General features: G+C 43.1%; 20 protein-coding genes. 13 read left to right on the top strand and 7 right to left on the bottom strand.

The window, feature by feature from the left end; all coding sequences use genetic code 11:
* The first annotated feature begins 9 nt into the window (after nt 1–9).
* From QP775_RS18010 to QP775_RS17955, 13 genes are read left to right on the top strand one after another with little or no spacing between them, the layout of a single operon-like run.
* Complete coding sequence (locus tag QP775_RS18010) at nt 10–996, top strand: ABC transporter ATP-binding protein (RefSeq protein WP_239329340.1); 987 nt, start codon at nt 10–12, stop codon at nt 994–996.
* Nucleotides 996–1,802, top strand: a complete 807-nt coding sequence (locus tag QP775_RS18005) for an ABC transporter permease (protein ID WP_285108143.1) — start codon at nt 996–998, stop codon at nt 1,800–1,802. The genes QP775_RS18010 and QP775_RS18005 overlap by 1 nt, the downstream gene beginning before the upstream one ends.
* Before the next feature lie 3 nt (nt 1,803–1,805).
* The gene (locus tag QP775_RS18000; protein WP_285108141.1) at nt 1,806–2,606 is read left to right on the top strand and encodes an ABC transporter permease; all 801 of its coding nucleotides are present in this window, start codon (nt 1,806–1,808) and stop codon (nt 2,604–2,606) included.
* An 11-nt stretch (nt 2,607–2,617) separates the two neighbouring features.
* The gene (locus QP775_RS17995) at nt 2,618–4,000 is read left to right on the top strand and encodes a class I adenylate-forming enzyme family protein (protein ID WP_285108139.1); all 1,383 of its coding nucleotides are present in this window, start codon (nt 2,618–2,620) and stop codon (nt 3,998–4,000) included.
* Nucleotides 4,001–4,024: 24 nt separating this feature from the next.
* Nucleotides 4,025–4,276, top strand: coding sequence for an acyl carrier protein (locus QP775_RS17990; protein WP_285108137.1), 252 nt, complete (start codon nt 4,025–4,027; stop codon nt 4,274–4,276).
* Nucleotides 4,277–4,282: 6 nt separating this feature from the next.
* A complete protein-coding gene (pabB, locus tag QP775_RS17985) occupies nt 4,283–6,463 on the top strand; it encodes an aminodeoxychorismate synthase (RefSeq protein WP_350338987.1) in 2,181 nt (726 codons plus the stop codon).
* A gap of 14 nt (nt 6,464–6,477) precedes the next feature.
* The gene (locus QP775_RS17980) at nt 6,478–7,419 is read left to right on the top strand and encodes a Phenylacetic acid catabolic protein (protein ID WP_285108133.1); all 942 of its coding nucleotides are present in this window, start codon (nt 6,478–6,480) and stop codon (nt 7,417–7,419) included.
* Nucleotides 7,403–7,732, top strand: a complete 330-nt coding sequence (locus QP775_RS17975; protein ID WP_350338986.1) for a metal-sulfur cluster assembly factor — start codon at nt 7,403–7,405, stop codon at nt 7,730–7,732. The genes QP775_RS17980 and QP775_RS17975 overlap by 17 nt, the downstream gene beginning before the upstream one ends.
* Complete coding sequence (locus tag QP775_RS17970; protein WP_285108131.1) at nt 7,729–7,923, top strand: hypothetical protein; 195 nt, start codon at nt 7,729–7,731, stop codon at nt 7,921–7,923. Before QP775_RS17975 ends, QP775_RS17970 begins: the two co-directional genes overlap by 4 nt.
* A gap of 33 nt (nt 7,924–7,956) precedes the next feature.
* Entirely contained in the window at nt 7,957–8,550 is a 594-nt protein-coding gene (locus QP775_RS17965) for a Phenylacetic acid catabolic protein (protein ID WP_285108129.1), read from the top strand.
* A complete protein-coding gene (locus tag QP775_RS25890; protein WP_483312028.1) occupies nt 8,550–8,687 on the top strand; it encodes a PaaD-like zinc ribbon domain-containing protein in 138 nt (45 codons plus the stop codon). The genes QP775_RS17965 and QP775_RS25890 overlap by 1 nt, the downstream gene beginning before the upstream one ends.
* 38 nt (nt 8,688–8,725) lie before the next feature.
* The gene (locus QP775_RS17960) at nt 8,726–10,057 is read left to right on the top strand and encodes a hypothetical protein (RefSeq protein ID WP_285108128.1); all 1,332 of its coding nucleotides are present in this window, start codon (nt 8,726–8,728) and stop codon (nt 10,055–10,057) included.
* Between the two features lie 53 nt (nt 10,058–10,110).
* Nucleotides 10,111–11,709 carry a galactose-binding domain-containing protein gene (locus QP775_RS17955; RefSeq protein WP_285108125.1) on the top strand — a complete coding sequence of 533 codons (1,599 nt, stop codon included), beginning with the start codon at nt 10,111–10,113 and terminating at the stop codon, nt 11,707–11,709.
* Between the two features lie 174 nt (nt 11,710–11,883).
* Here the strand turns inward: QP775_RS17955 and QP775_RS17950 are convergent, their stop codons facing one another.
* The 7 genes from QP775_RS17950 to acnA form a co-directional block, all read right to left on the bottom strand.
* Nucleotides 11,884–13,293 (bottom strand): hypothetical protein, encoded by a 1,410-nt coding sequence (locus tag QP775_RS17950; RefSeq protein ID WP_285108123.1) that lies wholly within the window; start codon nt 13,291–13,293, stop codon nt 11,884–11,886.
* Nucleotides 13,294–13,420: 127 nt separating this feature from the next.
* Nucleotides 13,421–18,439, bottom strand: a complete 5,019-nt coding sequence (locus QP775_RS17945) for an S-layer homology domain-containing protein (protein WP_285108121.1) — start codon at nt 18,437–18,439, stop codon at nt 13,421–13,423.
* A 35-nt stretch (nt 18,440–18,474) separates the two neighbouring features.
* On the bottom strand, nt 18,475–18,993 hold the full coding sequence (locus tag QP775_RS17940) for a phage tail protein (RefSeq protein WP_285108119.1): 519 nt from the start codon (nt 18,991–18,993) through the stop codon (nt 18,475–18,477).
* Nucleotides 18,994–19,011: 18 nt separating this feature from the next.
* A complete protein-coding gene (locus QP775_RS17935) occupies nt 19,012–19,515 on the bottom strand; it encodes a phage tail protein (protein WP_285108118.1) in 504 nt (167 codons plus the stop codon).
* A 27-nt stretch (nt 19,516–19,542) separates the two neighbouring features.
* Nucleotides 19,543–20,043 carry a phage tail protein gene (locus QP775_RS17930; protein WP_285108116.1) on the bottom strand — a complete coding sequence of 167 codons (501 nt, stop codon included), beginning with the start codon at nt 20,041–20,043 and terminating at the stop codon, nt 19,543–19,545.
* A 3-nt stretch (nt 20,044–20,046) separates the two neighbouring features.
* Nucleotides 20,047–20,553 (bottom strand): GNAT family N-acetyltransferase, encoded by a 507-nt coding sequence (locus tag QP775_RS17925; protein WP_285108114.1) that lies wholly within the window; start codon nt 20,551–20,553, stop codon nt 20,047–20,049.
* Between the two features lie 230 nt (nt 20,554–20,783).
* Nucleotides 20,784–23,510: an aconitate hydratase AcnA gene (gene acnA / locus QP775_RS17920; RefSeq protein ID WP_239329331.1), complete on the bottom strand. Its 2,727-nt coding sequence runs from the start codon at nt 23,508–23,510 to the stop codon at nt 20,784–20,786.
* Nucleotides 23,511–23,634 lie beyond the last annotated feature (124 nt).

Raw genomic sequence — 23,634 nt, 5'->3', positions numbered from 1 at the left:
GGAGAACATATGGGGCTTATTAAAGTTGAGGAATTATACAAGGTATATAAGGTGAAGGATTCAAGGAAAGGCCTACTTGGGGGAGTTGCAGATCTTTTCGCACCTCAATGGATTGATAAGGAAGCTGTTAACTGCATAAACTTCACGATTAATCAAGGTGAATCTGTGGGTTATATTGGTCCGAATGGATCTGGGAAGTCTACGACAATTAAGATGCTGACAGGCATCTTGTATCCCACAAGCGGCCGGGTACTAGTTAATAATGTAGAGCCGTATCACAATCGCCTTAAGAACGCATCCATGATTGGTGCTGTATTTGGTCAACGTTCTCAACTGTGGTGGGATTTAGCTATTAGAGAATCATTTGAGTTGTTTAGACACATTTATCGAATTCCCTACCCCATATTTAAGAAGAATTTGGATAAGATGATAGAGCTGCTAGGACTAAATGAGTTTTATTCTACTCCTGTTCGACAATTGAGCTTAGGACAAAGAATGAGGGCCGAAATTGCTTGCGCATTTTTCCACGAGCCGCTAATTGTCTACTTGGATGAGCCTACTATCGGTTTGGATGTAGTTGCTAAAGAGCAAGTTAGAATTTTTTTAAGAGAAATTAACAAAGAAAAGCAGACAACGATTATATTAACAACACATGATATGGATGATATCCAGCAAGTATGTGAGCGTTTAATCTTGATTGATCGAGGACAGTTAATTTTTGATTCACCAATGGAACATTTTGTGAACCAGTACGGGAAAGAACGAATGTTATTGCTTCAATTAGAACACCATGTAGATAATCTACATGTTGATCAGGGTGTATTGGTAGAAAATCAAAATAACCAAGCAAAAATATTATTTAACAAAGATAGTATAAGTGCAACAAAACTTATTCAGAAAATGACAGAATCCTACCCGATTATTGATTGCAAAATTGAGGAACCCAAAATCGAGCATTTAATGCGAATGGTGTACGAGGAGCGAGGCAGGCATTAATGAATAAGCCATCATATTTCTCAACGTTCTTAGTAATTAGTCGGCAGTCTTTTCTAAATTCGCTTGTTTTCAGAGCCAACTATTTCATAGATCTTATAACAGAATTTATATTGGTTCTACTTGGCATCATACTATGGAAAGCGCTTTATAACTATGGTGGTGCGAATACTCCGATATCATTAGAACAACTTGTCGCATATATGGCTTTGTCAAGAATTATTGTAAGAATAGATATGGAGTTTGTCGCGCAGATTCAACAGAAGGTTCTTAATGGGGAGATTGCAGGAGAGCTTCTTCGTCCCATTCCCCTTAAGGTGAACATGTTATTTCAAGAGGTGGGACGGTTTGCAAGTACGCTTCTTATGAGAACGCTTCCGATTTTTTTGACAGTTAGTCTCTGGATTGGGGTGTCTCTTCCCAAATCCTTCGGCTCGTTGTTTCTTTTTATAATAAGTCTTATTTTCTCTTTTTTACTCGTTTTTTATTTGAATTACATTGTAGCGCTCATGGCATTTTGGGTAACAAACTTATTTAGTTTAAGCGTGTTTAAAGATCAAACGATTCGGTTATTATCAGGAACGCTCATTCCACTATGGTTTTTCCCAAAATCATTGGTAGCAATCGTATATGTGCTCCCATTTGCCGGGATTGTTTTCGTTCCTATTAATATTTATTTAGGGAACTTTGATAGCATACAGTCGCTAAAATTCATTGCCATACAAGTTATATGGATCGTGGTATTTGAATTATTATCCATATGGGTGTGGAAAAGAGCTGTGCAACGAATTTGTGTAAATGGAGGTTAATAAGTGCATAGTTTATTACTATATTATAAATCGATGATCATGCAGGTGAAAACGAGTCAAAGCTATCGATTTAATTACTTTTTGACCATATTTACAGTCATATTTCATTATATGGTGCAGTTGCTTGCTTTGTGGATCACTCTTAACTACTTTGATTCTATTGGGGGGTGGAGTATTTATGAAGTGAGCTTTATGTATGGTTTATTTACACTCTCTTATGGCATCATGATTTTCTTTTTTGCAGGTTTTCGAGACTTTTCCAGCCTTATTCACCATGGGAGCTTCGATGTTTTGCTAATTAGGCCGCATAACATTCTGCTTCAAGTCATATGTGGAAAGTTGGAACTGACTTCAGTTGCCCACTTTGGAGTCGCATCCTTGCTTTTTTGGTGGTGTTTTAAAAATATCGAAATAACTTGGTCAATGATTAAAGTACTGCAATTCATTGAAATCTTAATTGCGGGTGCTTTAATTCAAGGTGGGTTACTTCTATTATGGGCAGCATTAAGCTTTTGGTTGGTTAACACGAGCGCGCTAGTGCGTTTTGGGTGGGTGATCAATGCTAACTTTTTGAGTTATCCGCTTAGCCTTTACAACAAGCCTGTTCAATGGGCTTTTACAGCTTTCCCGCTCTCTTTTATTACGTATTATCCGGCTAAGTGGTTCTTGCATAAAAGTGACGCAATGGATCCTTGGACGGAAAGCATTGGATCAATGAGCTTGATCATTGGCATACTGTTCTTTATTGCTGTTTATTTCTTATGGTTACTAGGAATACGAAGTTATAAAAGTACTGGCAATTAGGAGAATAGGCTATGAATCAACTAAATCGTTTACTCAATCGACTATACGAGAAGCAGAAGTCAAGCAAGGAATGCATCATTTTTGAAAATAGCTTTACGTATAAAGATTTGTTTACAGAGATCGAATTGTGGTCCCAGAAGTTGTCCGAGGCAGGCGCAAAGCCGGGCTTTTTATTTGCAGTAAATGTCCATAATTCAGTTACCTTTATAGCTGTGATATTAGCATCTTGGAAACTAGATTGTCGTGTCTTAATCTTGGATACAAGATTAAAAGTGAACGAAGTAGAAGAAATACTGTCTAAAGTGAATCCCCACATCATGATCTCTTCCATGGAATCACCCAATATGCTGTCTAGTTTTATGGAGAAAGTAACAACTCAAATTGAATGTAGGCATAACGCTCCTATTGCAGACCATGATCGTATTTTACTGCTCACCTCTTCAGGTTCAACTGGAGCTCCTAAAATAATTGGTAGATCTGAATTGTCATTATATGAGGAACTGGTACGAACTCAGAAATTTGATGGGGCTATTCAAGAGAGTGACAGGGTATTAATTTTGAATTCAATTAGTTATGCTTACGGGTTTATTGCAGGTGTACTGCAGACGTTATATGTGGGGGGGACATTAATTTTCTCAACCAATAGAACGTCAGATATGATACACGCCATAACAACGCACGGAGTGACTGTTCTTCTTGGAGTTCCTTCTCAATATGAAATGATAAATAAGAACCATAAATCTATAGGAGAACATCATATCCGGGTGGCCATTTGTGCCGGAGAATCACTAAGTGAGTTGATACAACATGATTGGAGTCATAAGTTTGGTATACCTGTTGGTCAAATGTATGGCATGTCGGAGATGGGGACTATTTCGGTTGATATGCTGGGTATTAACCCTCGAAGCGTTGGTAAAGTGGCAGATGACATTTCGATCAAAATCGTCGAGGACCAAATATGGATACGAACAGATCCTGATCCGTACCTGTATCATTCAGGTGAGGGTAGATACGTAGATGGCTGGTTACGGACATATGATTGCGGGGAATTGGATAGCTCTTATCTTCATGTTAAAGGTAGATTTGATTCGCTTGTCATAATTAATGGCTTGAAAGTTCATTTGACGGAGATAGAACATACATTAAAGTTAATGCCTCAGATAGAGGAAGTATATGCCAAAACAAATGAGAGCAAACAGATCGTTGTTATGTTAACTGCAAAAGAAGGATTTGAATTAAGTGAAGCATTACGTTGGTGCAGAGAGAGACTTGCGAATTATAAAGTTCCTAGAAAGTACTTTTGGGTTCGGTCTCTACCTAAAACTTCATCTGGAAAATTAGCTAGGAAGGATCATTCAACGTTAGAATTTTTGGACACGTTAGAAGTCATTTAACGATATGGGAAGAGGGGATTAATAATGATATTGGAGAACTTGGACAAAATAAAGGCGGAAGTAGTAGAGCTAATTAATGAATTGTTAGGAGAGAGTCGGGTAATTGGGTTTGATGAGGACCTGATTATGTTCGGTTTGGACTCCTTAAAATCCATACAATTTATTGTAAAACTTGAAGATCATTTTAAGATCAAATTTGAGATTGATGAGCTTGTTCTTGATCATTTCTCGACTGTAAGCAAAATATCTATGCAGGTTGAGAGAAAATTGAATTAGTTAAGGGTGAATATTGTGAGAACACTCATCATTGATAACTTCGACTCCTACACATACAACTTGTTTCAAATGATTGCTGAGGTCAATCAAGAAGAGCCTATTGTAATTAGGAATAATGAAGTAAGCTGGGAAGAGATACAAAGGATCCAGTATCATAATATTGTCATATCCCCTGGGCCTGGAAATCCTACTAATGAGTATGATTTTGGTGTTTGTAAAGACGTGATTATGAAGTCCAAAGAACCTCTCCTAGGAGTTTGTCTAGGACATCAAGGTATAGCCAGTGTGTCCGATGCATCAATCATATATGCACCTGAGATTATGCATGGGCGATTAAGTGAGGTTGCGCATAATGAAGACGAGTTATTTAAAGGAATCCCGCAAAAGTTTAATGTCGTTCGATATCATTCATTAGTAGTTGATCCTCGATTATCTCCTAGTTTAATTCGAACGGCATGGACTTCAGACAGGGTCATTATGGGGATTCGTCATAAATATAAACCTCAATGGGGTGTACAGTTCCATCCTGAATCCGTGAGTACGGAATATGGAGATGTTCTCTTAAGTAATTTTAGAGATATTTCAAGGCGTATTTATGGCGCTTCTAAAAGTTTCTTTAGCATTACAAATGATTTAGATTTGGGGCAGAAGAATGAAAAATTAAACCATGTGCCCTGCACAACACCTTATTATACAGTTAAATATAAAAAAATTTCGCAGTATATTCAGCCTGAATGTGCATTTGCAGCGCTTTATAAAGACTCAGAACATTCATTCTGGTTAGATAGCAATCAGCTCAATGGCAGCATGTCAAGATATACGTTTATGGGGACAGTAAACGGTTCGAAAGGAAAAATCATTCGATATAACGCGAGCAATCTTGAAATGCAGATAGACACAAAAAAAGGGACTACTACAATATCAACAGATCTTTTTGATTATTTAAAACAAGACTTAGAGACATTTAAAACAACAGGTGATGCACCAGTACCTTTTAATCTTGGCTACGTTGGATACTTTGGATATGAAATGAAAAAAGTGCACGCTGGCGTCGAAAACAGCTACGAATCTTCCATGCCGGATGCTATGTTTATGTTCATTGAACGTATGATCGCCTTTGATCATATAGAACATGCGACATATCTTATTTATTTAACTTATCCACATCAACATGAGGAGGATAAAGACTGGGTTCAAGAGACGGAGCTTTTGCTTCAACAAGCGTCTGTTAAAGGAGATACAATCTTACCGATTGTAACTCCAAGAAATCAACAGGACATTATTTTTCATTTAGATCGCTCATATGAAGAATATATGGAGGATATTGCTCAAATAAAAAAATATTTACATGAAGGCGACACATACGAAATCAATTTAACAAATGAACTCCGCACAAAAATAAAGCTTGATCCATTTCAGCTATATATGAACTTAAGAAAGATAAATCCAGCACCATACTCAGCGTTTATGCGTTTTGGCGAGAATGCGATTTTATGCACATCACCTGAGCGATTTATTGCCATTGATAAACATGGAAGTATAGAGGCTAAACCTATTAAAGGGACGATTAGGCGTGGTTCTACAACAGAAGAGGATGAGGAACTCAAAGATACATTGTTGAACAGCGAAAAAGACCGCTCTGAAAATTTAATGATTGTTGATTTGCTACGCAATGATCTTGGAATGTCGTGCGAAGTGGGGAGTATTCACGTACCCAAGTTAATGAATGTAGAGTCGTTTCAAACGGTACATCAACTTGTTTCAACGATCAGAGGAACCATTAAACCTGCAGTATCCATATTGGACTGCATTCGATCGGCTTTTCCTGGTGGTTCCATGACGGGTGCACCAAAGCTTAGGAGTATGGAAATTATTGAGCAGCTGGAACGGCGTCCTAGAGGAATATATTCGGGTGTGCTAGGTTATTTGTCACTTAACGGTACTGTTGATTTTAATATCGTTATCCGAACGATTGTTGCACAGGGAGATAATCTATCAATCGGTGTTGGCGGGGCTGTTGTAATTTCTTCTGAGGAAGAAAAAGAATATGAAGAGATACTATTGAAGGCCAAAGCGTTAATTCTCTCTATTGTATACACTGCCAATGGAAGAAGTGACGGGGCAGGATATACGATTATCGGTGATAGAGATCATTCAAGAGATGAACTCGTTGCAAGATATAGTTAGGAAGGAGACTTTGCATGGATCGTCAGTTTGCCGAGGCTCTAAAGCAACAAGACTATATTATAGAGACTCCAAATCAAATGACTTTTTCATACAAAAAGTCACTAGAAGAAATGCTTCTGTATCTTGCTGATACAGAACTTACTGCTGTATTTTCCATCCTCTCTGCTTACAAACTAGCACCGACTATTAATCACAAAATTACTTGCCTTGCGTTGATGCAAGATGAACTGGGTCATGCTCTAATCGCATATCAATTATTACGAGATCTTGGAATAGATACAGAAAATTTATTATATGAAAGACGTGGCGACCAGTTTAATAATCAGTATGCAATGGACTTTGATATTACATGTTGGGAAGAATTGGGCGTTTATAACATGTTGTATGATACAGCAGGATATACATTATTAAGAGATTCTCACAAGAACAGCTCTTACGGTCCATGGAAACGATCGTTAAAGAAGGTTGAGAAGGAAGAAATATTCCACTTGAGAAATGGCCGCACCTTAATTAAAGAAGCTATGAAGAACGAAGACAGCAAGCAAAGAGTTCAATCAGCTGTAGACTGGATGTTTCTCTTAGCATATGAATTTTTTGGAACTAACGAACAGTTTCAAGAGAAAACATTATCTGAAACCTATCGCTTCAGACTATCCAGCAATGATGAACTTAGACAACAATGGTTTGCGATAGTTGTGCCATTTTTTGAGTCTGTCAGTATACGTGTACCTGCTGCATACAATGAACAAACTTCATCTTACATGCTGACAGTACCTTATCCATGTCACTTCGATGTTGGGAATAAGAAATGGGATTATGAACGTCTTGCCCCTTGGACAGATGTCATACGGAGATTTGTAAGAAGAGGTCCTGATATTAATCGATTTATTACGACATTTCAAAGTTGCTATAAAGAATTAGCTTCTTTGAGACAGGGTGATGATGGTGATGGTTAACGAAGACAATCAAAAATACTGGAATCTATTAAGAAAAGTAAACGATCCTGAGTTCCCCATCAGCATTGTTGATATGGGACTTATTTATGGCATCGATGTACATCAAGGGAAACTTGAAGTTTCAATGACATTTACACATACATCTTGTCCATGTATGGAATGGATGATGGAAGACATTCGAAATCAATTATTAACTTGTGGGGAGATAACAAATGTTGAAATAGTTGTCGTGTGGGAGCCTGTGTGGGACGCCTCCAAGATGAGTCTTAAAGCTAAGCAGCAGTTATTAAACTGGGGGGTTGTGACTAAATGAGTATGCCAAAAGAGAGATATTGGGTACTTGTCCGTGAGAGAAATGGAGAGGCTTTGAAGCACATTGGGTGTGTAGAGGCGGAAACGATTGAGTTGGCAAAACAAACGAGTTGGCGTTTATATGATGAAGAAAATTGGAATGAAATGGTTATTGTGCCTGTTCAACATGCTTACTGGGTTAAACAAGTGTAAGAACGTGCTTAAATATTGAGAGGAGAATCTAAGATGGATGTTCAAGCAACATCAACCCGCATTCTCTTGTTTAATGCTAATAATCTGGTGTTATTAGGAGACAAATTTGCGACAGTTGGAATTAGTGCTCCTAGCTTGGAAGCCACATTGTGCTCTATTTCTATTGCACAGGCTCATTTGGGACACGCCAGATTTTTTTATCGATTATGTGAACAAGTAAATATTACATATCCTTGCACGGATACGACTGAGTTGGATGGATCATTAAAAACGATATATGAAATAAACGACTGGGTTCAATTAATGACTATTTCTATCGCATTTCACCTGGCAATGGAGACGATGTTAGAGCTAGAGGTGAATGTGAACCTTCTTGTGAAAGGAAAAATAGAGAAATTACGCAAAGAACAAAAGCAGTATATGGAATATTTATCATCTTGGGTTGTAATTCTTCATCAGGATCATGAGAATATACGATGTTTGCTGCTAGATGCATACTCGACTTTTAAAATTGAAATTCGTCATATTTTCAACTGGCTAGTAGAAGATGCGGATTGCTGTAATGATATTTTATCTATATTCGAACAAAAATTTCATACTATTCTAAGTGCCAGTAAGGTGGCTTAATGAAACGAGAAAACACTATAGAGTGCCCTTACTGTAGCCAAACTAGTGTTGTCATCATCTCACAGTTTGGAGCATTCCAACTTGTAAAACAATATTATTGCAGCAGCTGTAGGAGTTTATTTGAAGTTGTGAAGTAATGAGGGATTATTACGAAGAGTGAAACGGTGAGATATATATGAAAGATTTATTGCCTGCAAACGTTGAAGAATTAACTGTATCAACGATTTCAATGCCTACTGCGCCAACAATTCATCAAATCCCCCCTCTTGTTCTTAAACTTGATGATATCAATTCTATTACATTAATGGATAAAAAAAGTGCACATAGTTTATTAGAGATGATGATTATACAAACAGGACAACTTCCACGTGCATCTATAACGGATATATCAGATAAGGAATATAGAGCGTGGATAGATATGGTTTGTAATTTTTTTGATTTTGTAGGACAGGATAGCATCATTAAAAAATATTCGCTAAGAGGTTCATTACCAAGGATTGCATTTAATATCGATCCATGGACTGATGATAGAGATGGGTTACAACCTGTAAAACGATTTCATACTCATCTATATGTTTTGGAACAAGAGGTTATTAAGACCATGATTGAAACTAAAACTAGTTATAAGGAAATAGATTCAAATTTTCAAAAAAGACGATTGCTCGATCCATTTAGTTTCTTAGGCGCACTCGTATTAAAAGACATGATACAATCCTTTATTGATTTGCCCCCTGATGTGCGGGTAGTAGATCCAGATCCTGAGGAAACCGTACGAAAAGGATATCCTGTCGGGCTTAACTTAATTGTAAAAAATGGCGTGGAGACGTTACGGCAAAAAGAAGGTATAGAACTACTCTATAATTTAAACAAACAAATAAAACAAAGATCAAAGGAAATACTGGAGAAATTTGTAGGAACAGGTGAACCATCTCCTACGGGTACTAGACATAAGTTGCTGCCATTAGAAGTGAGACTGGACAATATATCAAGGATCTCATGGCTCTCTGAGCATACAAGGATGATGATGGCTGATGCCTTGCACGGCTTGAAAGATGCCTCAGAACAGCTATTAAGAGCAAGAAAACGACATCAAGAACTTTCAAGTTATATGACAACTTCCAACGGAATAGCTTACACCTTATCCATGTTTCCTGAAAATAGAATCAATTATAAGAGTGTGACTGCACTATGGATAAATATATGCCCGAGGCTTTTTAGTGATGTAGGAGGGGCAGGTTTGTTTGGGTGCTGCTTGGTTAACTCAGTTATGATTCAACGCGGTGAAGGGATATTTAACGAGAAACAAATGCAAAAACGATGGAACTTTCAAGCTGATTTGAGAAATCATATGCAACAACAAATTACTAATTATGGCGTTCTGTCTTCTCTGTCCATTCAGGAAGTTGATATATTGCTGGCCGGATATTCTTCAAATAAAATGCGAGATTCTTCTATTCCGCCAAACCTTATGGAGAAACTTGTAAATTATTATAGACATAAAGAGTAATTGTAGAATGTGAATGCGTAGAGAATACGACAGTAGGTAAAGGAGTATAAAGCATGGATTTATTTTCGAATCCTCTATTTTATAGTTATATGAATTGCCGCAAATCGCAAGCCTTGCGGTATTTGCATACTAAAATACCGATCAGTGACATGTTATGGGACACTTATGAGTCTACGGAGACCGTTTTTAATGAAATTATTATTGACGGCAAGCCTGGTTGGTACTATCCTTGGCGAATCAATCTAAACAATGAGTTGTTAGGCATTAAAGAGTGTACTCGATCGTACAACGACTTTGAATCTGCTTTACCGTATATAGTTAATACATTAGATAACGGCAATGAGGTATATATATGGATTCGAAATAAGTATATTCCCCATACTATGCTCAATCAAACTGATTTGGAAGGCTGTCATTCAATAGCCATTTCTTCTTTCCAAAAGGATTTAAACGCTTTTGATGTCTTGGATTATCCATTTGAAGAACGATACAATGTTGAAATTCTACGTGATGGATATAATCATGCAGCAGATGATAAGAAGCAAGTTACGTATTTCTCATTGGAAAACTATTGTATGAATGATGCTGTTCAATCGAACATTAACACCTTGTTCTGTAGTAAAATAATTGAACTATCAGACGATTTTTTATTGTACGATAGATTGTTTGAAGCTATACAAAATACGACTGAGAATAAAGAAATCTCACAATTTGTTCAAGCTATTGGAGTCGTAACATTATCTAGGTTATTAACTTCTCTCTTCTTAAGATCAAATCATTATGCTGAAAGTACAATATACTCTTTTTTTAAGATGATAAAACTAGCTGAGGTTATAAAAAACTATTTAATTAGATTATCAATTAGTTCTGATCGCAGTGATATTTTTGTCCTGAAGGAAAAGTGTAAACTAATTAAAGAAATTGAACTAGAATCTCTCTATAAGCTAAAACAGGAAATATCTATTGGTGATAAACTTCCTCTGACACTCAGACCTCCAGAAAAACCAAAAAATTTTAGAATACAGTGTACAACGGATACAAGCGTTTGGCTAACATGGGATATTGAAAAGGACGAGATAGATTTTTATGAATATATTATTTATGTAGACTCGGAGCTCGTAGTTATTACGGATCAAAATGAATGTAATATTGGAGAATTTAATCCTGACAAGTCATATTCAATTACATCAAGAACAAGAAACAGATTAAACCAGATAAGTATAAACGAAAGCTGTATACATGTGAGGACAGCAGTAACCAAAACTAGTGGGAATTTATCATTGCATAAGCCTGTTATTGCATCTTCATTTGAAAGTTGTGATTTTAATTTCAATCATGTAGTAGATGGAAATGATTTAACCCGGTGGAGCAGTGAATACAGTGATGACCAATGGATTTATATTGATTTGGGGATGTCTAAGGAAATTAGTAAAATTAAGTTGGTCTGGGAGGGAGCTTATGCTAAAGAGTATAAAATTCAAATTTCTAATGATTTGAAATCTTGGCATGATGTTTCACATGTCACGAACGGGAAAGGTGAAATATTTGAGCTGTGTGAGTTAAATATTTTAGGAAGGTATGTTAGAATGTTAGGAATTAAAAGAGGTACATTATTTGGATATTCACTATGGGAGTTTTCTGTTTTTAACTAATTATATTTTAATATATTTGTAAGTTCTATTATTAACGTAACTCCTCTAGGTCATGACTAGGTTTATAGACAAGCTGGGCTCCCTTGGGAAAAGGGAGCTTTTTTACATGTTTCTTGTCTGACAAACCAATAGGGAGACGGAGTGTTGTATGGTACTGAATAAATGAGAAGCTTACTACCTGAATAGAAGCAATAGAATAGCTGTAATTGTAGTTGCAGTCAAACCTATAAGAACTGGAACAAGATTACGACGTGCTAGCTCAAACGGGCTAATTCCGCAAATGGCAGCGGCAGGGATCAACGCCCATGGAATTAGGGTGCCGCCCCCTACCCAGATAGATGCGATTTGCCCTAGGGCGGTCAACGTGTCGGTACCGCTGCCCATAGCTGCACCGAACACAGCGGCAACCGAACCTGCCAGTGATATGCCGGAGAAGCCAGAGCCGTCTAGGCCAGTAATAGCACCTACAGCGGTCATCGTAGGTGCACCAACAGTTGGATGAAGCGGGACCGTATGCGCCAGTGCTGCGCCGAGATCGTTGACGATGCCATGTGATCCAGAAGGCAGCACGCTGCCGTACAGTTCTGTAAAGGCGGAGTCGCCTAAATAGAAGAAAGCAGCGATCGGAATGACAGGTCCAAATACACGGAATCCAAAAAGGAAACCATCCACCAAATAAGAGGTCGTTTGCTCTAAAGCACGAAAGCGATGAGTCAGAATACATATCAGCACGAGAATTAACGCAGCGGTTCCGCCAACGAGTGCAGTTGCTGCACCGCCTTGAAGATGGAACCGGAACAAGATTACGACGTCGATTGTAAACAGGAACACAATCGTTAACGCCATGAATTGCTTCAGACGGACAGACAACGGTATACGAGGAACATCTAACCCGCTGTACCCGCTCGATGCAGCAAGGCCTGAAGACATATTCAATTTGCCGGACTTCATATCCCGGCGTATGAGCCAGAAGGCAGTAAACGTCGTAACGACACCCATCACGAGCACTAGCGGTATACTTGCGGAAATAACACTGGCTACTGGGAGGCCGGCTGCTTCTGCTGTAAGCTTAGGCGCACCTTGAATAATAAAGTCACCTGAGAGGGCGATTCCGTGACCGAACAGGTTCATCGACATCGCCACTGCTAGCGCAGGCAAGCCGACTCTTACCGCTGCAGGCAGCAGCACTGCGCCAATAAGCGCTACTGCTGGGGATGGCCAGAAGAATAATGAGATCACCATCATAACGATACCGAGCGTCCAGTAGGCAAGGCTCGGACTGCGTATGAAGCGTGTAAAGGGAGACACAAGCGCTTCATTAATACCGGAGGCGAGCAGCACGCGGCTCATTCCTACAATAATCGAGATAATTAGAATAGTGCCTAGCAGTTCTTTAATGGCGTAAACGAAACTGGAAAATATACCGCTGACCGCAGTAATAAGCGAGCCGTCTGCCATCCATCCGAGGGCGAGAATACCCAGAATACAAATCAGCGTTGTATCCCTCCGACAAATTAGAAAACCGATGATAAGCGCGACAAATAGGACGTATACACCGTGTATAGCTGCAAGTTCTATTCCCATAGGACACCTCCATGTATGGGCTTTCATCATGCTGCATTATCATATGCATAAGCCTATTTGAGGGGAAGTAAGTTGTCTCATTCGTGAAACAGCCCTTCTGCCAGTAACGGACAGAAGGGCTGTTATACTACTTTTTATGAATTATTCTGTACAGGATAGCTGCTGTTTCTGCTCTAGTTGTCTGTTTATGCGGTCGATAGCTTCCGTCTTGATAACCCGTAAGAATATGGGTGTTGGATAAGATTTGGACTGCCTCTTGCGCCCAGACCGGGATACGGTCTGCATCAGTAAATTTAAGCTTGCTGACTGGAGCAGTCGGCGTAAATGCACGATAGATCATGGCTGCCATTTCGGCACGAGTGATGATGGCATGCGGCTTAAATTGCCCGTTATCATACCCTTTCACAATGGCTCTGTTGTATAACCGATAAATAGAAGCCGCTGCCCAATCAGGAATCGACTGTTTGTCCGTAAAACCAGGTGCTGATGCAGCCCCTTCTAACTGGAGGAGTCTGTCCAGCAGGACCGCAAATTCTGCACGTGTGATTGAGTTGTTTGGACGGAATGTGCGATCCTCGTACCCGTTAATGACCTTATCCTTGACTAGACTGACAATGTATTCCTTCGCCCAATGACCTTCAATATCGCGTAATGAAGTATCCTCCGGCAGTATTGGACCAGTGCCGTCTCCGCCGCCAGTGCTGCCATTGGAATTACCATTCCCATTGTTGCTAGATCCGTCTGATCCGGTAGTACCACCATTATTCCCAGATCCTGAACCTGAATCTCCACCAGATCCGTTGTCCCCACCCGAGCTTGCAGGTGTGACGGTGGTGAGGTAGCTGGTCGTATTGTTAGCGGTCTGTTTCTCGCCCCCGCCGCTAACAGCTGCACGTGCCGTTAACGTTGCTGGAGCGTTGGACGCGACCTTGACCATGACGACTAGAACGGGGGCAGACTTGCCGACATCAACAGTCCCATTGTAAACGCATGTGCTGGTGGTCATGTCACAGATCCACTGCGAATCGCCAGCCTTGACCAGTGTTAGATCAGAAGGCAGCTGCACCTGCACAGTTACAGGTGCTGTCGTTGCGGATGCGCCTTTATTGTGGACAGTGATTCCATATTTGGCATCGCTTTGTCCTTGCTTAAAACTGCCGTTCGGACTTAACTGGATCGTTAAGTCTGGCAGCTGCTTAATGGCAGCTTGCAATGATGCCTTATTGTTGGCACCGTTAATTTCTGCACCCCCGCTTACTTCCGCTGTTATCGAATAGGACGCCAAGGCATCCCAAGGAATGTTAAAGCGAAGCAGAAGGGTAGGGAAGGATTCGCTTTGCTTTAGTTCATCCGCCCGTGTACATTGCTTTTTGGCTAGGTCGCATGACCAGCCGCTTCCTGCTACCGTGAGCAGCTGCAGCTCCTGTGGGAAGTCCAACTGGACATGTACAGGTCCAGTCGTTGCGCCTTGTCCATAGTTAGCCACTGTGACCGTCATCTCGGCCTGCTGCTGGCCTTGCTCATATGTTCCAGACGCTTGTAATAATGCTGTCAGATCTGCTGCCGCTGTAATCGCGGTGTGAGCCTCAGCATTACTATTGGCTGAATTAACCTCACCGCCGCCGCTTACTACTGCCTTGGCAGTCAGCGTGGCAGGGGCATCGAGTGCAACCGCGACGGTGGCGATAATGTCTGGATAGTTATCCCCGCTCTGTACGGCGTCGCTGCGCGTACACTGGGCTGTCGCTGTGTCACAGGTCCAACCTGCTCCTGCGAGATGCTTTAATAGTAGCTGTGACGGCAGTTCAAGCTTGGCAGTTACGCTGCCTTCAGAAGGACCATTACCTGCATTCGACACCGTCATCCTATAGGAGGCATTCTGCTGCCCTTGGCGGAAGGTACTGTCCGCTATGAGTGTAGTTTTCAAATCAGCCAACTGCTTGACTGTTACATTTTTGCTAACCGTGTTATTGGCGTTATTCACGTCACTGCCGCCCTGAACTTCTAAGCTGATTACCGCTGCTGCTGATGCATTGCTTGCAATGCGGAAGACCGCTTCCACCTCTGATGCAGCAGCGCCTGCATCGATTGCGCCAGAGTAGGAACAAGTGCTGGTGTTTACATTACATGACCAATCCGCGCCGTTATTCCAGTTGTCCAGTGTCCAACCAGCGGGAGGAGTAACCTTCAGCGTAATCGGGCCTGCAGATGGGCCTGTTCCGTTATTTTGAGCGGTTAGGAGTACTTTGGCACTGGTCTGGTGCTGTGCGTACGGTCCAACTGCTGTGATAGATGGGACGAGATCCGGTTTCTGCACCACCTGAACTATATATGACGCCGAGTTATTAGTCGTGTTCTGCTCACCGCCACCTGATGCGGATGCTTTTAACTCAATGGATGCCGGCGCGTTTGGGTCTACTGCTAACTCGGCCATTATCGTTGATGAACTATGTGCTGGGATGGCAGTATTCCGTGTACATATTTTTGTTGTCTTATCACAGATCCAGTCATTCCCGCTTAGCCCAGTCAATTGAAGTCCCGGTGGAACTTGAAGTGCCAAATTAATGGTGCCTACTGTAGCGCCGCCGCCTTCATTAAGAACCTCGACTTTTACCAATTTGCCGCTATCTCCCTGATTAAAAGTATCATTTGATTGCAGCAGGAGAGAGATGTCCGGTACTTGTTCTACAACAGCCAAATGTGAAGCTGTGTTGTTGGCCGTGATGGTATCTCCGCCACCAGCAATGGATGCATTCACAGATACGCTGGCGGGTGCATTGGCTGCAACCATCACCTGTGCTGTAATGATCGGATAGTTGGCTCCAGCTGGAAGTGAATTTGTACGTGTACAGGAGGAGGTTGCAACTGAGCAGGACCATCCTGACCCACTTAATCCAGTAAGCGTAAATGCTGCTGGTGTTGTGAACGATACCACAACTGGCGAGCCGTCCGTCTTAAAGGATCCTTGATTTGTCACACTAAGTGAATAAGTTCCTAATTCATTCTGACTGAATGTTCCTTGCGGGACGAGACTAAGAGTCAGGTCTATGCCGGACTCAATCAGAGTTGGGTCTTCGACACTATTATTCATCGGATTGCCGTCTCCGCCGCCAGATACTTCAGCACGGTTGATGGCGGTTGACGGTACACCATTTACGTTCACAAGTAGGGTAATTGGCGGATATTGACCCCCTCCAGCCAGAACATCGCTGCGTGTGCATGTAGTGGCTGTACCAATTGCACATGTCCACCCTGCGCCTGTGATAGACGTGGCGATAAGGCCTGGCGGTAGCAAGTCTGTCACCGTGACTGGCCCTGAAGTAGCAGCAGCACCTATATTTTTCGCAATCAGCGTATAGCTGGCATTAGTCTGCCCCTGCTTAAAATTTCCGGTATGTGTCTTCGTAAGCGTCAGATCAGGTATGGCAGTTATAGTCACATCGATAGAGCGTGTGCCGATTCTTCCATCCAATGCAGTAGCTGTTAACAAAACATTTGCAGAACCAGCTTTGCCTGGGATGGTACGTATTTCAAGTATCCGCTCTTGGCCCGACCCCGTGATAGTTGTACTGGCAATCAGTGCAGGATCATAGGTCACAGCGGTTACGTTTGCGACTTGGCTCACATCTCCCACTCGAAATGGTATTTGTAGAGAACCGCCGCTCGGGACACTCTGCCCAGGAATCGGGGATAGGGTAGGATGCGCCTCGATAGCTCCTATATCAACCGTTGCAGTTGCATCTGGATCAGCACTATCTAAGATCCGTGTGGTCCCGTACATATCTACAGCGGTTAATACAAGAGAGTTGCTGCCGGCATCAATAGCTGGACTATCCATCTGTAATGGAATATATGGCAGCTTGCCAGGAAGTACAGTTAATGGTTCTAGGCCAGCACTGGTGACATTGAGTTGATTTCCAATATCGGTAATTAAGGTCCCGTGGCCTGGTCCGATTAAATTATGCTGAGCAGATTGTATGGCTGCTCCCGCGATATTGCCACCGCTGCTCGTATTCTCAGCAACAATATTATTATGCAGCGATAGTTTGGGATTGCTCGCTTGTACCCATAAGCCGCCACCAGCGACAATGGCTTGATTATGCACAATCGTATTCTGAGCCAGGGTCACGGGCGATCCCGATTCCACACTAATCGCCCCGCCGCTGGCAGAAGAAACGTTGCCGACAAATGTGGACTGCACGACACGTCCGGTTGTAGAAAAAAGAGTTAAGGCGCCGCCGCGACTGCTTGTATTGCCAGAAGCAATATTATTGATAAAAGAAGAATTCTCGATATTAATGTAACTTGGTGTCGAGGCGGAAAGACTATCCGCGTATATCGCTCCACCAGCGCGTGATGCTGAATTATTGGAAAATACATTATTTTGGAGGTTAGCAGTTATGGTGCCCGTAATAAAAACTGCCCCCCCGTTAGAAGTGGAACGATTCTGACTAAAAGTTGTTCCGCTAATAATCAAGTGTGCGCCGTTGGTGCCGCCATAGTAAAGGGCAGAGCCGCCGACGTCCAAGCTTACTCCGCTTTCTTTGGACTCTATATGCTTAAAGATGGAGTTGCGAATGGTCAAAGATCCATTACTTACATAAGCGGAAATACCGCCGCCGTATTCGTCTTTCCCTTTGGCATTTTGCAAAGTTACGTTTTCAATTGTAACGTTAGCATTCATCAAGGGATCGTCCGGCGAATGGGAACTCACCAACTCGAAGATTCGATCTATGCTGCTCGCAGGGGAACTGCCTGCTTGAATGACTACTTGAGAAGGATCTGGCGTCATTCCCCTAATTGTTACAGAGCTGTGGATGTCCAGATCTCCAGCAAGTCCAGTATGGTCAGTACCTGCAAGAGTAAGCGTATAGAGACCAGGCGGGACCAAAATGATGGTGAGATCAGCTGTGCGGTTGCTCTCCATAATTGCTGCACGCAAGCTGCATTGATTGAAGCTGTCTAGACATTTTCCATCGCTGCTACTGACGTCAACTGTATCCGCGAATGAATTAACTTCAAATGTAGCACTGCCAGCAGCTTCTATAACCGGCAGTTCTAAGGGAAATGTTTGAACAATTAGCAAGATGGATAGAACGATTCGGACCAAGAAGGCAAAGGCACTTCTCGGCTTACTTTTACGCATGCGGTAAAGCTCCTTTCTGCACTCAGACTACAAGACTAACTTCGTGGGGGGTATACCCCTTCTAGGGAAATGATATAGTTCATTACCAAGTAAGGCTGCATGTTGTTATGCGCTTGATTGCCACCGGAACGCTGTACAGTGGACGGAGACATGGATACATCTGCCGTGCTTTGATACAGATTCGGCCGCGGCTTCTTGGAAGACTCAGCCCAAAGGTTGGGAGATGGCTTCTCTTGACTAGCCCCCTTGGTAAACTGTGGAGCATGCGTATGCGCCGGAATCTCTGACTCTGATAAGGTCACAGTCTTGTCGCCGCCGGTGCTGCCGATCGGATAACTACTAAGAGATACTCCTGTTCCTTGATGAATTGGAGCTTTGCCCTGCATATTAGGCAGTGCAAAGGTTGTCTTGCCGTCTCCGCCATACGTTGTTCCTATTATGGAATACAGTGGGGCATATGATCGGATACTTAGAAGCTGTCCGTTGCATAAGGCCCAACCCACAGGTGCAAAGTTACCTGCAAATATTCTAATTTCACCTACATATGGATCCATTAATGTGTCCTCCTCAGATTAGCTGCGGCTTGGATAAATACCAACAGTGGCAATACAGAATTGTAAACTAAGGTAAGGCTGCATGTTATTATGCGGCTGGTTGCCTCCTGCTGCAGCCAGCGCATTGACGGACATCAAGTCGGGAGCTGCCGTCAGAGGTGCATAGCTCTCCGTAACCGGTGCTGCCCATACGTTGTCCTGCGCGGATGGGAGTGATGGTGGCTGTGAACTCGCGCGAGCCGTGTGTGTATGTACAGGCATTTCATTAATCGTTAGCGTATGCGCTGCTTCTCCCTGAGACTGTCCGAATGGATGAGTTGGGCTTGTATGAATAGGAACTCTTCCTTTCAGGTTGGGCAGTGCAAAGGTAGTTCTGCCGTCTCCACCATAAGTAACACCAAGTAGAGAATATAAGGCCTGGTTGGTATTAATATTGAGTATTTGTCCTTCACAAGGTAACCAGCCTTTAGGGGCAAAGCCATATGGGAAAAGACGGATTTCAGCCAAAAAGGGTTCTGACACAAGAATACCTCCTTCTATGAATCGTAATTAGGCTCGGCTAGGGTAGATGCCGAATAAAGAAATGATAAAGTTGACCGTCAGATAAGGCATCATATTGTTATGGGGTTGATTACCGCCTGTTGGCAGTATACTTGCCGGACTCATTGTTCCCGTGGGTGCTTGGTCCCCATAAATGGCGCTGCTTGGGGCCGCCCAGACTGCGTTCTCAGGGCTTTGCTGCATCGCCTGATCATTCGTGGAGACGATGCCGTGGCTATGAACTGGAAGTTGTGCCGACGTAAGTGTTACCGTCTCGGTTCCACTTCTGCTGCCCAGTGGATACGTGGGTGTATTATGAATAGGGACACGGCCACGAAGATCAGGCAGTGCAAAGTTGGTCTGCCCATCGCCTCCATAAGTAGTACCAAGCAGCGTAAATAAAACCTCATTTTCTGAAATAGATAACAGTTGTCCATTACATAGTGCCCAGCCTTGAGGGGCGTAACTGCCTGAGAACATGCGTATTTCGCCAATATAAGGTTCTGCCATATGTTAATCTCCTTTCAAATAAGCGCCATCTATGACGGTTGGTATGTATTCCATCGGAACATAAGGATATTGCACGACAGGATGAGACTTAAAACCTAACTTTTCATACCATGTTTTTGCTTTTCCTTGTATGTCTGCATGCAGAAAGACAGAACGATTGGTATCATAAGCAGATTGCATTATAGTGCGCAGGATATGGGTCCCATGACCCTGATCTTGATGTTCTGGAGCGAGAGCGATATCTAAGATGTGAATATGACTCGCATCTTGATGAATAATAAGCCGTCCGATTGGTTGGGCGTCAAGCTCAATGATGCTGCATTTTAAGTGGGGGTATCGCTGCTGATAGTCGTGCAGTTGGAACGCTAATTGCTGTTGGATAAACGCTTCAAGCTCAAGTTGAGGCCAATTCCATGCTACTAGCTCGTTCCGTTTAACTACAGCGGCTAACTCGAACAAGAGAGGGTGACCCGGCTCGACAAGCTTTGTGACAGCGTTTATTATAAACACCTCATTTCATCATTAGATTCATAATATGAATAGTACAGAGCTAATTGTAACAAAAGTGCGTCGTTCTGTGTCAAAAAACGGAAAAAAATATAATAAGAAATGAATAATCATACTTAAATCTAGCTATTTAGTACTAGTAGAAGGTTAGTGATGGTCGGTTCTGCTGCTAGTATACATAACAAAGCACCTGCGGTTAGATCCGCAGGTGCTGTTCAAGGTTAAGCTATTCATTAAGCATGAGTGCGCTCGCTGGCAATCATTTGACGAAGAACGGTTTGTAGAATACCACCATTATGGTAGTAGTCTACATCTACCATGCTGTCCAGTCGGACGCAAGCGTTAAATTCAAATGTCGTACCATCCTCGCGAGTAGCTGTCACTCGAACTTCTTGACCTGGCTGTACGTCATTGGACAGGCCGGCGATATCGAATTTCTCGCGTCCTGTAATTCCTAATGCCTTCCAGCCTTGGCCTTCTTGGAATTGCAGCGGGAGTACGCCCATGCCAACCAAGTTGGAGCGGTGAATCCGCTCGAAGCTTTCTGCGATGACAGCCTTGACGCCAAGCAGGAGCGTGCCTTTCGCGGCCCAGTCGCGCGAGCTGCCTGTTCCGTACTCCTTACCTGCAATAACGATCAAGTTATTGTCTGCTGCCTGATACTTCATGGAAGCATCGTAGATCGACATGACCGCATCATCAGGCAGGTAAGTTGTTACACCACCCTCTGTACCAGGTGCGACTTGGTTGCGGATACGAATGTTCGCAAACGTGCCGCGCATCATCACTTCGTGGTTACCACGACGGGAGCCGTACGAGTTGAAGTCTTCGCGTTTCACGCCATGCTTGATCAAGTACTCGCCGCCAGGGCTGTCTGCCTTAATATTACCTGCTGGGGAGATATGGTCCGTCGTAACAGAATCGCCCATCAAAGCCAGGACATTTGCATTCTTGATATCTGCAATATCAGCCAAGCCATCACCCAAGTTCGAGAAGAACGGTGGGTTCTGGATATATGTTGAGTTCTCATCCCACTCGTACAGTTCTCCTTGCGGCACAGGGATAGAATTCCAACGTTCATTTTGTGTAAATACATGCTCATACTTGTCACGGAACATCTGAGGTGTGATCGCTTGGGCTACTGCCTGTTTGATCTCATCGTTAGATGGCCAGATGTCCTTCAAATATACAGGTTGATCGTTCTGATCATAACCGATCGGGTCGTTAGCCAAGTCAATGTTCACCGTACCAGCCAGCGCATAAGCAACTACCAGCGGCGGAGAAGCCAAATAGTTGGCTTTCACTTGCGCGTGAACACGGCCCTCAAAGTTACGGTTACCAGACAATACTGCTGCCACTGTCATGTCATTATCCGTGATTGCCTTGCCGACTTCATCAGGTAATGGACCGGAGTTGCCGATACATGTTGCGCAGCCATATCCGGCTACATGGAAGCCAAGTGCTTCGAGCGGATCGATTAGGCCGGCTTTATTCAAATACTCGGTAACAACAAGTGAACCCGGCGTCAAGCTGCTCTTCACATATGCTGGCTTCTTCAAGCCGCGTTCAACGGCTTTCTTGGCTACTAGGCCAGCGCCGATCATTACACTCGGGTTGGATGTGTTCGTACAACTCGTAATCGCTGCTATTACGACAGCACCTGTGCCGAACTTGCTTACTTGACCGTTCGGATGTGATATCGTTACTTCTTCTGCGATCTTCTCATCGGACAAGCCATAGCCGCCCTTATCGATAGGTGTACGAATGATATCGTTGAAGGCTTGCTTCATGTTAGCCATCTCTACGCGGTCCTGAGGACGCTTTGGTCCTGCCAAGCTTGGCACGATAGAACCAAGGTCAAGTTCAATGGCATCCGTAAATGATGGATCTGCTGTCTCATCTGTACGGAACATGCCTTGCGCACGATAATAGGCTTCAACCAGCTCGATCTGATCTTCCGTGCGGCCTGTGCTGCGCATATAGTTTAAGGTCTCGCTGTCTACGGGGAAGAACCCGACAGTAGCGCCGTATTCTGGGGCCATGTTGGCTACAGTAGCGCGGTCAGCCAAGCTGATGTTGGACAACCCTGGTCCGTAGAATTCAACGAACTTGCCAACAACACCTTTCTTACGCAGAATCTGTGTAACTGTCAGTGCCAGGTCAGTCGCTGTGGCGCCTTCAGCCAGTGTGCCTGTCAGCTTGAAGCCAATAACTTCAGGTGTTACGAAGTAAAGCGGCTGACCGAGCATGCCGGCTTCGGCCTCAATACCGCCGACACCCCAGCCAACAACACCAAGACCGTTAATCATCGTCGTATGAGAGTCTGTACCTACAAGTGAATCCGGGAATACTTCAGTTGCGCCGTCAACCGTCTTGGTTGCTGCCACGGAAGCCAAATACTCCAGATTAACTTGGTGAACGATACCTGTTGCAGGTGGTACTGCTCGGAAGTTATCAAATGCAGTCTGAGCCCAGCGAAGGAAGCGATAACGCTCCTCGTTGCGTTCAAACTCTACGTTCATGTTATATTCAAGCGCATCCTTTGTGCCGAACGCGTCAACCATGACAGAGTGGTCAATGACGAGATCAACAGGCACAAGCGGATTGATCTGCTTCGGATCGCCGCCAGCTTTCTTAACGGTATCGCGCATTGCCGCGAGGTCAACAACGACAGGTACGCCTGTAAAGTCTTGTAGAACGATACGTGCGGGAATAAAAGGGATCTCCTTGTTCTCGTCACGGCCTTCTGCCCAATTTGCAATCTGTGCGACATGCTCTGAAGTGATCGCGTGACCATCGAATTGACGGATTGCGGCTTCAAGGAGCACCTTAATCGAAAACGGCAGGCGGGATATGCCATTAAATCCTTGTGTTGTAAGGGCCTCCAAGCTGTAGTAACGGTAAGACTTGGTTCCGACGCTCAGTTCGCGAGCTGCGGAGAATGCATCTGTTCTTGCCATAATAGTACCTCCTCCATGGTTGTGTTGATGACTGATAGAGCGGGTTGTGTGTAAAGTAGGGCAACTCATCCAAATTTTTGTACACGTTTCACTAGATGGAACGTGATTTCATATTTTTATTCGT

Origin of the sequence: Paenibacillus sp. UMB4589-SE434, from assembly GCF_030226685.1 — a bacterium.
In the GTDB taxonomy this organism is placed as follows: domain Bacteria; phylum Bacillota; class Bacilli; order Paenibacillales; family Paenibacillaceae; genus Paenibacillus_B.
Note: the sequence above shows the minus strand (reverse complement) of the source record. Positions and strands in the feature narration are given on the sequence as shown.